This is a genomic window from Acetobacter tropicalis, assembly GCF_001580915.1.
GTDB lineage: Bacteria > Pseudomonadota > Alphaproteobacteria > Acetobacterales > Acetobacteraceae > Acetobacter > Acetobacter tropicalis.
The window spans coordinates 1-11965 of sequence record NZ_LHZQ01000153.1 but is presented as its reverse complement, the minus strand read 5'-3'; the positions used below and the strand labels follow the sequence as shown (position 1 = coordinate 11965).

The 11965-nt window shown below is 51.3% G+C and carries 9 protein-coding genes; 5 read left to right on the top strand and 4 right to left on the bottom strand.

All coding sequences use genetic code 11. From position 1 onward, the window contains the following. Window positions 1–998 precede the first annotated feature (998 nt). Both AD944_RS02420 and AD944_RS02415 read right to left on the bottom strand, forming a co-directional pair. The gene (locus AD944_RS02420; RefSeq protein ID WP_157765172.1) at window positions 999–1373 is read right to left on the bottom strand and encodes a helix-turn-helix transcriptional regulator; all 375 of its coding nucleotides are present in this window, start codon (window positions 1371–1373) and stop codon (window positions 999–1001) included. Window positions 1374–1553: 180 nt separating this feature from the next. Continuing rightward, on the bottom strand, window positions 1554–2702 hold the full coding sequence (locus tag AD944_RS02415; protein WP_236709192.1) for a tyrosine-type recombinase/integrase: 1149 nt from the start codon (window positions 2700–2702) through the stop codon (window positions 1554–1556). Between the two features lie 466 nt (window positions 2703–3168). Here AD944_RS02415 and AD944_RS02410 point away from each other — a divergent pair, with 466 nt between their 5' ends. The 5 genes from AD944_RS02410 (at window position 3169) to AD944_RS02390 (ending at window position 7285) form a co-directional block, all read left to right on the top strand. Next, window positions 3169–3411: a type II toxin-antitoxin system Phd/YefM family antitoxin gene (locus tag AD944_RS02410; protein WP_045542206.1), complete on the top strand. Its 243-nt coding sequence runs from the start codon at window positions 3169–3171 to the stop codon at window positions 3409–3411. Then, window positions 3408–3833, top strand: a complete 426-nt coding sequence (locus AD944_RS02405) for a type II toxin-antitoxin system VapC family toxin (protein ID WP_045542207.1) — start codon at window positions 3408–3410, stop codon at window positions 3831–3833. Before AD944_RS02410 ends, AD944_RS02405 begins: the two co-directional genes overlap by 4 nt. A gap of 140 nt (window positions 3834–3973) precedes the next feature. Continuing rightward, complete coding sequence (locus tag AD944_RS02400) at window positions 3974–4747, top strand: DUF5131 family protein (protein WP_045542208.1); 774 nt, start codon at window positions 3974–3976, stop codon at window positions 4745–4747. Between the two features lie 33 nt (window positions 4748–4780). Next, window positions 4781–6025 (top strand): three-Cys-motif partner protein TcmP, encoded by a 1245-nt coding sequence (gene tcmP / locus AD944_RS02395; RefSeq protein WP_045542209.1) that lies wholly within the window; start codon window positions 4781–4783, stop codon window positions 6023–6025. 168 nt (window positions 6026–6193) lie between these two features. Continuing rightward, window positions 6194–7285, top strand: a complete 1092-nt coding sequence (locus tag AD944_RS02390) for a three-Cys-motif partner protein TcmP (RefSeq protein WP_045542210.1) — start codon at window positions 6194–6196, stop codon at window positions 7283–7285. A gap of 241 nt (window positions 7286–7526) precedes the next feature. Here the strand turns inward: AD944_RS02390 and AD944_RS02385 are convergent, their stop codons facing one another. Together AD944_RS02385 and AD944_RS02380 are read right to left on the bottom strand one after the other, a co-directional pair. After that, complete coding sequence (locus tag AD944_RS02385; protein WP_045542211.1) at window positions 7527–10853, bottom strand: DUF499 domain-containing protein; 3327 nt, start codon at window positions 10851–10853, stop codon at window positions 7527–7529. A gap of 20 nt (window positions 10854–10873) precedes the next feature. Continuing rightward, window positions 10874–11689, bottom strand: a complete 816-nt coding sequence (locus AD944_RS02380) for a hypothetical protein (RefSeq protein WP_236709193.1) — start codon at window positions 11687–11689, stop codon at window positions 10874–10876. Between the last annotated feature and the right edge of the window lie 276 nt (window positions 11690–11965).

The following is an 11965-nucleotide window of genomic DNA, read 5'->3' as shown; positions in this document are numbered from 1 at the left end:
CAATTGGGCTCATGGGTTATAGCAATCAACGGTTGGTATAAGACCCGGTAAGCGCCCGTGGCTTCCAAGGTGCGTGCTTGGGCTTCCAAAGGCGCGTGTTTCACAGAAGTTCTCCCTTACAGTCTGGTATGATAGACAGGAGACAGTCCGTTACAGGCTATGGCAGCATTAGAAGGGAAAAGTCTCATGCGAAAAGCCAGTTGTATCCTCGCGACAACTCTTGGTCTTTTAGGGCCTGTTGGTTGTTTTGCCCAGTCATCGGGGGACTGGTTGCCACAATCAGGTGTGAAATCTCCCTATAGTCCTTTAGCGGTTCCCACGATGTTGAAACCGCTCCCGATGTCTTTGACCGAGTTATTGAACAAGGGCTTCAAGGTCATCAGCACGACGGACTATTCGGGGCAAGGGGTTCTTTTAACAATAGAAGGGCGTAAGCAGACGGTGTTGTGTGTGTTAACTGCACCTAATCCCCAGACAGATCAGAATGTGCCGACGTCACGCTGTTGGGTCTTGAATTAAGCGACCGATTTCCTGTCATACATTGATTGGAAAGAGGTGTTCGGTTGAGCGAAGGTGAATCTTTCTTTGGGTTGTGTCCTGGCTGTTATGGGTGGCTTCACGGCCTAACAGGTTATGAAGCCAAAGCTCTCGAATGTGACTTTCCTGATTTCTGAGCGTTGTTGAAACCAGATGGCGAAAGGAATGAAGGGTGACCTGCGTTGGCTTGTTCAGGTGGCGTTTATGTTTGGAAAAGGTCAGGTCAAAATTGCCTCCCGTACCCCGAAATTGGAGATAGGCACTTCAATGAAGAAAGAGAGGCCGGTGTTTCTGAATTCCGTAGAGACGTAAGCGGAAGTTATATTGAGTGCAAATTCTGGAGGTCGTCAGAATATCTGATGCATCTGTGGTTGTGCCCAGAGAGCGAACAGAACCTTCCGGATATGACAGGCTTGTTTTCTAGCGGGCAAAAGCGAGGAGTGCTGTTTTTTTAATGGTTCTCAGTTTGTCATGAAACCTGTTGCAAGACCAAGAAAACCATAGGCCCAAAGAAGATAGGTCATGAACAGTGCCATCATGACTGCGGTCCAATGCGCCATTTGTTTCTGACTGCGTTGTTCGGTCTTGCGGGGACGGCCTGGTCGACGTTTGACCGTGATGGGTTCTGGCGTAGCGGGTTGATAGCCAGTGGTCCGCTGGTCGATAAACGCATCCAGAGCGGCAATTGGAAAAGCCCTGTCCCGTTTGCCATAGGTTACGGAAGCTGGACCACGTCCTTCGCTGACCAGATTCCGTAATCGACCATGGCTAATGCCCAGATAGGTTGCGGCATCGCGATAGCGCAAAACTTTAGGCGTGACGGGTGATTGGGCCAAGGATGCAGGACTCCCCAAAAGACACAGGATTTCAGATTGTTTTTTTGGGGAGAAGAACGGTGTTGAACCGTGAAAACCTGATAGCACAGGATGAGAGATCAGAGAAAGAAAATTCTTTCTCTGATTTTTCATTTCATTTTCTGATGAAGCGACGGGGAACTGACGGGAGATGAAGAGACCTCAGTCTTTCCGCTGCTTCTCTTCTGACAGCATACCCAACACACGTTCAGCCTCCTCAATCTGACGACTGATGTCTTCAGGAGCGGGCTGGTAATAGCGATCCAGTGATTTCAGATCGCGATGACCAGTCACGCGTTTGAGGTCGAGCGGATTGGGCAGCAATTTTGCTAACCGGCTGGTTGCTTCATGTCTCAGGTCGTGAAAGGTCAGATTTTTCAGCCCGGCCTCTCGCACCATACGGCCATATCGAACACTGAACGCTGCTTCAGTCCCGACATCAAAGAGGAGTTGTGTTGGTTTGGGCTGATGAGGAAGTGTTGCAAGCTTCTCGATCAGGAGGCGGCGTGCGCCCGGTGTGAGGGGGCGTATCTCTGGCCCGTGCTCCTCCTGATGACGATGCGTCTTGGTCTTTCCGCTTTCGCCGCCCAGCTTCAGGGTGCGACGCTGAAGGTCAATGTCGCCCCAGCGAAGCTGGAGGGCTTCGCCCCGGCGTGTACCCTGCTCGATCGACCATCGCACAAGCCAGACATCATCCGGGTGAGGGGAGCCGCTGACGGCTTCAATCAGGCGTTCAAACTCTCCTGGAAGAGAGGAATCCCGATTTTCCTTGAGGCGTCGGTTCCGCTTTTTGTCAGCCCCCTCGGGTCGTTTCACAACGCGGCCAGACGCATGATTGACGATGGCGATATCCCATTCCGAGATGGCATGCTGGAGAATGGAGGCCAAAAGATTAAGGCGTTTCACCACAGTCGCGGCTGCATATCCGGCTCCGGTCATGCGTTCACGGAAGCCACGGACCTCTGCGGCTGAGAATTTCGATAACCGTACCGAAGACAGTAAGGTGTCACGCAGAATGGCCGGGATATGCCCGATCCTGTCGGCTTTCCGATCGGCCATGCACTCATCGCGATACCGTTCAACAAGAGTGCCAATCGTCATCTTGTCGAGAGGGCGTGTATCTGTGAACTGGCCAAGCTCTGCTTTGGCGGCCGTTTCATTGAGCCAGCGTCGGGCCTGCGCCGCGGTAGAGAAAGTCTGCTGCACCCGGCGGCCATCGACCACCTTACGGGTCATGTATTGCCTGGGGCCACGATAGCTTACACCGCGCGGTAAAGCCTTGCCTGTGGCGGGGTCCGTGCGCCCGCTCATGACATCACCTGCCGGCGTGTTGATATCTTCCACCATGAGAGGACACTACGACGTTCCTCGCGATGGTGCAAAAATGGTGCAAAAACTAATATTTTTTGGAGGAGTTTCGCCAAAAAAGCCAATGAAATCAATGGCGTCCCGTACGGGATTCGAACCCGTGTTGCCGCCGTGAAAGGGCGATAAGTAGTGGCTAAACGGCTGGATAATTCCGATTAAGATGTTGATAACAGGATATTTAATATCACTGAGTATCACTGGGTGCAACAGGATATCACATCAGGGTGGGCCCAAATTGGGCCCAAGAAGTTACCGCCCTTTTGGGGTATCTAACGACATCTCTATCAGTTTGTGGTGCCTCATTTGAAGGTTTGAGAGAGGTGTGATAGCTCAGCCACACTCATGTTTTCATAGGCATATTGACGATTTCGTGCTACAAAGTGACCAGTTTAATGGTTCGGAGATAGTTATGCAGACTGTCAATCTGGTGGAGGCCAAAGCCCATCTTAGTCGTTTGGTCGACATGGCAAAGGATGGAGAGTCCGTCCGTATTCTGCGTCGCGGCAAAGTGGTTGCGCAGCTCGTCAAAGCTGAGCCCGTACGTAACCCGATCGCAGTGAGTGCTCTGCGCTCACTGACTGACGCCATGACGCCGCAAAAGGAGTCTGCGGCGACCGCTGTCCGTGACATGCGTGACGAGGCGAGATATTGAGCGTCTATATTGATACCTCAGTTCTGGTGGCGGCCCTGACCAATGAGCGGGAAACTTCCCGGATGCAGGACTGGCTTGGCGCTCAGACACCTGAAGATCTTTTTATTAGCGATTGGGTTGTAACGGAATTTTCCTCTGCGCTGTCGATCAAGCTGCGGACGGGACAGATCACCGTCACCGATCGTGCGAACAGCCTGGCCATGTTCACTCGTCTGTGTGCCGACAGTATCGGGGTGTTGCCAGTGACCAGTCAGAACTTCCGGACGGCGGCAAGGTTCTCAGATCAGTATGCTCTGGGTCTGCGGGCCGGAGATGCCCTTCATCTTGCGGTTTGTGCGGATCACGGCGCGACATTGTGTACTCTGGACCGGCGCCTTGCACAGGCTGGGCCTCAGGTTGGCCTGGCAACCATGCTGGTGTAATTTGTGTTCATTTGAGAAAGAAAAATTAGTTTCAACTTGGCAGATTTTGGCAATTCCGCTAAAATTTGGCTTCTTTAGTTGATTTAGGCACCACGTAGTATCTGCTCAAGACTTTAAGCAGCACTTAGAAAGTATAGGATATGGCGGAAAGCCAAATTGAGTGGACTGACGCAACCTGGAACCCAATCGCTGGCTGTTCTGTTATGTCAAGTGGCTGCACTAATTGCTACGCTATGCAGATGGCTCGACGCTTGGAGGCGATGGGCGTGAACAAATACGCGGGCCTCACGCGTGTCTCTGGTCGGCGAACCGTCTGGAACGGGATCGTGCGGCAGGATCGTGCCAGTCTTCGCATCCCATATGCTTGGAAGCGACCACGGAAGATCTTCGTTAACTCCATGAGTGATCTGTTTCATGTCGACGTTGATGAAGCCTTCATTCGTGATGTTTGGACCGTCATGCGGGAAACACCGCATCATCGTTACCAAATCTTGACCAAACGCCCTGAGCGTATGATGGAAATTGTCTCTGCCTTAACCCCGGTCCCGTTGCCGAATGTCTGGCTGGGTACGAGTATAGAAAACCATGAAGTGATCGATCGTCTGGATCATCTAAGGCAAGTACCTGCGCAGATCCGCTTTATTTCCTTCGAGCCCCTCATCGGCTCAATTGGCCAAGCTGACCTTTCGAACATTCATTGGGCGATCGTTGGAGGCGAGAGTGGGCATAATGCACGGCCCATTAAAGAAGAATGGATCGATGAAATTCATGATCTTTGCCGTGTTCATAACACTGCTTTTTTCTTTAAGCAGTGGGGAACTTGGGGCAAAGATAACAAAAAACGCTCCAAAAAGGCAAACGGTCGTGAATATCGTGGAAAAACTTGGGATGAAATGCCTAGGGTTTCTTTATAACAGTCTGGAATAATTCGGAGCCTATGTTGTCGAATGGTTGCCAAGAAAGATAAGTATTTATGGTCAAACGGCGCACCTATAGACGAACATACCAAAACGAAACACAGCATACTCAAGCAGTATGTTAGCCATTACTTCGATGTGCGGTTTCAAAATCCGCAAGTTCGAGAATTCAAGTTTGCAATCGTCGATGGATTTTGCGGCGGTGGCCGTTATGAGACCGGCGAAATCGGTTCCCCGCTAATATTTCTTCAAGAAATTAAGGCGGCCTTTCTTCGTGAAAAAATACGTCGAAAGGTCAATGGGATGCCAGAACTAAGATTGATCGGCTCGGTATTTTTTAACGACGGTTCAAACGATGCGATCGGCTTTCTCAGGGAGCAGATCAGTGGGATGAAATGTGATACCGATCAGTCAAGTCTCGCCATGCAGATTGAATATAGCTGTGAAAAATTTGAGGACTTTTACCCGAGTGTAAGATCTAGGCTTTTGCAAGCGGGTATTAAAAATGTTTTGTTTAACCTTGATCAGTGCGGAAATACAAAAGTTAAGATATCTGAAATTAAAGACATTATCCAAACTTTCGCTCGATCCGAAATTTTATTAACTTTCTTGATCGAACCGTTTCTAGCCTATTTACCAAAGCATGATTCTGGGGGCCTTGCGCAGCGATTTCGTCACCTTGACATCACTCCACAACAACTTGGTAAACTTGAGTGGTTTCAGGATGGGCGACATCTTAGCTATAACGAACGTATAGGAGCAGCAGAATATATTGTATATAATATATTTCAAGAATGTGCTCAATATATAAGCCCATTTGCGATATATAATCCGAAAGGTTGGAAGTATTGGAGCGTTCACTTCTCTAATAATTTTCGAGCCAGAGAAGTTTACAACGGTGTATTGCATGACAATGCAACGCATCAAGCTCATTTTGGACGTTCTGGTTTGACAATGCTTTGCTCCGATGCAAAGCAAAAGGGGACTCTCTATCTGTTTGATCAATCAGCAAGGGAAGAAGCCAAAGCCGCTCTTTACGCTGACATACCGCGTGACATCGACCTTCATAATCATGTCTCAAGTGTTCGCAACTTTCTACAAAGAGCTTATCGCACTTCTGTTGCTCACCGCGATGACATTCTCACAACTGCATCAATGCATCCAGACATAAGTATAATAACTAGTAAAGGAAATCCCCGGCGGAGCCTCAACGGCATAACTTTAGATGATACGCTGGTTTTGGCACCTCAACGATCATTCTTTTTTATGCCATAGATTTTTGAAACTGTGGTAATAAATACCTTACCGTAAAGATCAAACTAATTTATCGGGATGTAGGTGCATGAAATAATATAATAATAGACGAATTATTAAAAAGACATTGTGGTCGGTGCCTCCCTATTCAAGTAGTCGAACGGGCGAGGAACAGAAGCGAAAGAAAAGATGTCGAGTAGTTTTTTTGAAATGCGTTCCGAGGAATCTGCTGTAAAAGCGCAGATTGTCGATAAATACTATCGTGCGTGGGCAAAAATCATGCAATCACGTTCGGAGCGGATTGTCTATATCGACCTGTTCTCTGGCCCAGGACGTTATAAAGACGGAGCGGCATCAGTTCCGTTACTAGTTCTCGAAAATGCAATATCCGAACCAAATCTCAGAGACCGCTTGGTTACGATCTTCAACGATAAGGATATTAACAACTCGCGGACACTTGCTGCGGAAATTGATAAGCTTCCCGGGATTGAAAAACTAAGATATCGCCCACAAGTAAATAATGAAATCGTTGGTGAAAAAATAATAAATGAAATTGCGAACTTTTCTGATGTGCCGACATTAAGTTTTATTGATCCGTGGGGTTACAAAGGTCTTTCTCTCCAACTGATCAATCGTTTCATTAAAGACTGGGGCTGCGACTGCATTTTTTTCTTTAATTATAATCGTATAAACATGGGTCTCAATAATGTCGCCGTGCGTCAGCATATGGTAGCGCTGTTTGGTGAGCAGGGTATTGAGCAGTTATTAACCGAACTTTCATCTCAGGATCCTGAAAATCGGGAACTCATGATCGTCGAGAAGATATCTCAATCTCTAAAAAAGATGGGAGGATGTTACACGCTTCCATTTTGCTTCAAGAACGCGAGCGGAAGCCGCACCAGTCATTACCTGATATTCGTATCCAAGCACATTCGCGGATATAATATCATGAAAGAAATCATGGGAAAGGAAAGTTCTGATGTTCCGCAAGGTGTTCCATCCTTTGACTACTGTGTTGCAGACAAAACTATGCCTCTCTTATTCGATCTGGCACGTCCGCTTGATGAACTCGAGACAATGTTGCTTAAAACATTTTCCGGAATGACGTTGAAAATGATAGATGTGTTCGAACGCCATCATGTTGGAAAAAAATACCTGCGCAGCAATTATAAGGAGGCATTGAAGTCTTTAGAAGCAAAAGGAACAATAACTGTGTCGCCGCCTGTGCAAAAAAGACGTCGAAATACATTTTCCGACAATGTTATGGTCAGGTTTCCTTGATTGAGATAATAAGTTGGTTTTATTTTATATTTATTCCATTTAATACTATATGCAGAAAATTCATTTCATAAGTTATATGGCAATGCCTATCTGACATAAGTTAGGAATCCCAAAAAGCTCATTGCGGTATATTGATTGCACTGTTCAAAATTCATACGCCAGACATTTGCGTAGTGCAGAGATAATTCTGGTTAAGAAGGAATGCCATCACACTATTGGTACCTGAATGATTTAGCTCTCCTTACTCAAACCCTGACGATATGAATTTAAGTTGTGTGGCATTGTCACGAACGACACTGACATCTTCAGCGTCAAAACCATCATCGTTCTCGGCTTCAACATCCAGCGTCAGTGTAACACGCACGCCAGGCGCACGCTGTAATTCAGCAACGACCGATGTGAGTATCATCTCGACATTCTTCACCGTTCGAAGAGTATCCAGAGTGACACTTCCATAGAAACGGGTAGGCCGGGTTCGTTCAGGAGACGGCTGGGCAGATTCAGTCCCAGAAACTGATGGTGGCTTACCGTCTGAATTCGGCGCAGGCAAAGAACTCGGCGAGGGAAGTTCGGCGTCGTTCTGCTGTCGTGCTTCCTCAGCACGAACAAGAACGCCATCCCGAGCCGGGACGATCAGGGTTCTTTCAAACACAAGGTTTATGAACCGTTTCTTCTCCTCATCCCACCGATCTGCGAAACCGAATGCCGCTCCCATTCGAGATACTGAATCCGCTATGGCCTGTTCCAGCACGACACCATCGCGCAATTTCGGCAGATAGACGAAGGTCGCGAACCAGTCGATGATTTCGGCGACGGAAAGCCAGGATCGATCGTCAGGCCAGATGCCCTGCAGCACGACACGGAAATTTTCAGCGCCAAGCTTTTCCTTGATGATTCCTTCACCACCGGGCTTCAGCCGGTCATAAACCGCGACGGCCACTGGCTTGTCGCCCCGATTGGCAAGAACCTGCTGTTCGAGTTTGAACGCCTGTCCTGCAACGTCACCGCTGATCGGATAGAAAACATGACACCACGCTGTACGGATCGCGCGTTCGGCCGCATCCTTATGCTGTTTCGATTTTAATGTTGCATCGTCTATCTGGGCCTTCGTCAGTTGCGCGGTCACAACATCGTCTTTAACGATGGACTGCCAGGCCATCGCCCTGGCAGCCACGTCCCGTGTCTTAGCGAGCTCGCTCTCGTCAGGAGCAACAAAAATCAGCGTGTTTCGAAAACGCCGCTGTGTCGTTCTGCATCGCAAAAGCGCGTCCTGCACAGCCACGACCGCAGCCGATTCAGTAATGCCTCGCCCCAGATGACCATAGGCGGGACCTAATACAACAAGAGACAGATCCCGTGTCTCGTCCATTGCACTTGGTTCGTCAGGCGCTGCGTACACGCGTGCAAAATGCTCTTTGTGCTTCGTATCTTCCCGCAGGCGGCTTACGATCCAGTCATCCACCTCATGCGTAGGGAGCGCCTGTGCCCGGTCATCGGCCAGCCGGTTTAATGTTGGCTGCGTCGCAAACCAGTAGCGACCGGCCTCATCGTATAGATACGTTGCCAGTTCAGAAAGCTCCCGCAGCGCCTCCCCGAAGACAGCAAGCTGATCTCCCGGTTCGGCACAGGCAAGGCGGATTGAAGGGCCGGAAACGCCCGCGTTCGGCAACCCGACCGTAGGTGCTGAACACAGAAAGATCGAGCGGGCAACGCGTGTCGCCGCACGCGCTTGGGTGATCCGTCGCTGAGGATTAGCCTCCATACGGGAAGACAATGAGCCTTCGCCATCCACTTCCGCGTCCACGACAGCACCAAAGGCAGGATCAAGAGGATAAAGCACGCTGACACGAACCCGCTCATGTCCAACTGGGACGCGAGCCGGGGTAATCAGTGGATCGGGCGTGCGCTCCTTCCACAGAACGCCGATTACGCCCGCCATGAACTGGAGAACACCGCGCGTTCTCTGGAATTTCTCCAGCGTCGCCCAGTTGCGGGACAGTCTGCCGAACAATTCCGGATGAATCGGATAAGCGAGCTTCAGCAGTTCAGCGTAACGGGCCTCATGAACCTCTGGCGGAAATTCAGCCTTGTTCTCCCGATACATTCGCGCAAAGGCTGCAACTGTGGCGTCCCGAACCTTTTCCCCTTCAGAATCCAGAGGCTGAAACAGACGTCGCCGTACGATCTCGTACGTCTCGTCGCCCGATGCCGGCAGCCAGGCACTCTGAACACGTCCGAACACCTTCTCCAGCCGTAGCAGGGCGGCAGCTCCTTTTTCTCCGCCAGCTTCGGCTCGGCTCTCCGGCAGCGACCCTACGACCACAATATCGCGGGTGCGGGCCGCCGCTTCCGTCAGAGACTGAATGAAGGACAGCAGGGCCTCGAAACGTCCGTCAGGCAACTGCCGGGCAAACATCGTCAGTTCATCAATCAGAATGACAGATGGCCCGCTGAGACGGAACAGATCAACAAGCAGATCGGCTCCGGGATTGGTCCAGGCGGCTTCGGCTTCCCGCATGAGAGCCAGACCGGCTTCTCCTGCAAGACGCCATGCGAGGTATCCCCAGAGTGTACGGATGACAGGTTTTTTGCCGCGTGTCAGCGGGACATCCGGTCCCTTCGACGAGCCGACAAATACCGCCCGCGCCGGTTTCGGCCACACAACACCACGCAGGGGTTCGGCAATTTCTCCGATCCCGGCCAGATCTTCCGGCTTATGTCCTTCAGCCAGTGCCCTCGCGAGATGGTAGATCGCCAGCATTGTGTGCGTCTTGCCGCCACCGAAGCTTGTCTGAAGTCCGATGACCGGATCGCCGCCCTGTCCCACGAGACGCTGCATCACGGAGAACAGCACACGGCGCAGACCCTCCGTCATGAACGTGATGCGAAAAAAACCAAGCGGCGTCGCATAGTCCTCGCTGATCTCCGCAGCGTCTCCCGCATCGACAGCGCCAAGGTCGGCGGCGAATTCAGACTGGCGGAAGCGGTTGGCCAGCACATCCGGATGAGGGAGCGCTACATCGACCCATGGTGTAAGACGCCTGCTCTCAGCCGGAGCGGGAAAGGCTATTTCCGCGTTAGCCGGGACCGGAGCCGATGCGGAAGCCTGCGCAGGAGTGGTTTCCGGCACAATCCCGGAACGGCGTTGCTCATCATAGAGCTTCTGCACAGCGTCAACATCTTCGGACGGGGCCTGCGTGACTTTCAGAAGGCGCAGAATCTGATCCAGGTAACTGAGTGCATCGCTATCTGGGAGAGAGCCGACATTATGCGAGACGGCATTCCGTGCCATCAGGGCAGCGGACGCATAGCGGCGTGCATTGTGCTTCTCACGGAATGGAAAAGCCTCGTCAAACACTTCACGCCAGTTATCCAGCATGGTCTTGACCAGCCCGTACGCATCCAGCCCGTCATTCGGGCCAGAACCGGCGGCGCGGCTGGCATAATGCAGCCATTTTGCGCCATGCCTGTTCGCCATGTGCTGCTCGACGAAGGGGTAAAGGCCACGCTGCAGGTGATAAAGCCCGTTCTGAACGCGAAGCAGGGTTTCTTTCTGTTCGTCAGACATGATGTCCTCCTTCACAAGGCTCAGAGCAGACGTGGCGTTTCTTCCGCCACGGGTGATGCAACAGGATTGGGGATTTCCGACGCCAGCCTCTCAAGGGTCGGCCATTCATCGGCCAGCGCGTTATAAACCAGTGCCTCGGCGGACCACCCCTTGTCCGTGGCGATCTGGAAGAGGCGATAGGCCAGCGCTCGTGCGGCTTCTGTTTTTCCGCCCATGCCTGCGACGAGACGGGCAGCCGCTTCCTGCCCCCCCTTTGTGGCCTCCAGCGTGCGGGCAACGTGCTGAACACACTCCCAGACAGTCAGTGTTCCGTCTGTCTGTGGTGACCAGCCTGCCGGCAGTTCTTCACGCGGCGTCAATTGCGCCTTACCGCGCCGGTTAAGAAACACCTCGGACTGAAAGAGCGATGAATCCGAGATATTCTTGGCATTGGCCAGTGTGATGAGTTCGCCGGAAGGTCGCGTGTCGAAACCGTGCGAAGCGTACCAAGCAAGAGCCACTTGTGTCTCGGCATCGAAGTCCGCGTCCAGCGCGTTCTCGATTTCCTCCCAGACGCGATTGATAAGCGCCAGGGCCGTACGCACGCTCATGGCGCTATCGTCGTCTTCCAGCACACGGGCGTAACGGGTGAAGACACCCATTCCGGGACCGATGATGGATTGCGGCATATCGACCGGTGAGACTTTATCAGCACGTAGACGTTCGCGCGCAGCAGGAAGTTCTCGACGCAGAGTGCGAAGGAAGTCGGAGCGGGTGATCGTCTCGGATGTTTCCGGACGTGAGCGACAAACGAGGACGATGGAAGACGCAAGGGCGTTTGAACCCTTACCAATCAATCTTCCGGAACTTTCGGTTCGTACAGGCCACGTACCATCAATCATTAAACCAGAATCGCAAATACCTTGAAGAAATGACGCCCAACCGGCTGACGTCGTCCCTTCTTTTGCCACTTCAGATTGCTTGAAGGCATAATAGATGACAAGGGGTTCAGTCTGAAGTCCAGCGTCTCTCATAGAAACAAGTGCAGACTTCATCCCCTCCATAAAGAATTTTTCAGCTTTTTCTTTGCTACCGGGGACTATCCTGAATTTTGTGCGGTGTGGTTATAACCT

Bases quoted from the DNA above. Each gene is read 5' to 3' on its own strand.
- AD944_RS02400 (WP_045542208.1), top strand. From the start codon at position 3,974: ATGGCGGAAAGCCAAATTGAGTGGACTGACGCAACCTGGAACCCAATC.
- AD944_RS02385 (WP_045542211.1), bottom strand. From the start codon at position 10,853: ATGTCTGACGAACAGAAAGAAACCCTGCTTCGCGTTCAGAACGGGCTT.
- AD944_RS02390 (WP_045542210.1), top strand. From the start codon at position 6,194: ATGTCGAGTAGTTTTTTTGAAATGCGTTCCGAGGAATCTGCTGTAAAA.
- AD944_RS02415 (WP_236709192.1), bottom strand. From the start codon at position 2,702: ATGAGCGGGCGCACGGACCCCGCCACAGGCAAGGCTTTACCGCGCGGT.
- AD944_RS02410 (WP_045542206.1), top strand. From the start codon at position 3,169: ATGCAGACTGTCAATCTGGTGGAGGCCAAAGCCCATCTTAGTCGTTTG.
- tcmP (WP_045542209.1), top strand. From the start codon at position 4,781: ATGGTTGCCAAGAAAGATAAGTATTTATGGTCAAACGGCGCACCTATA.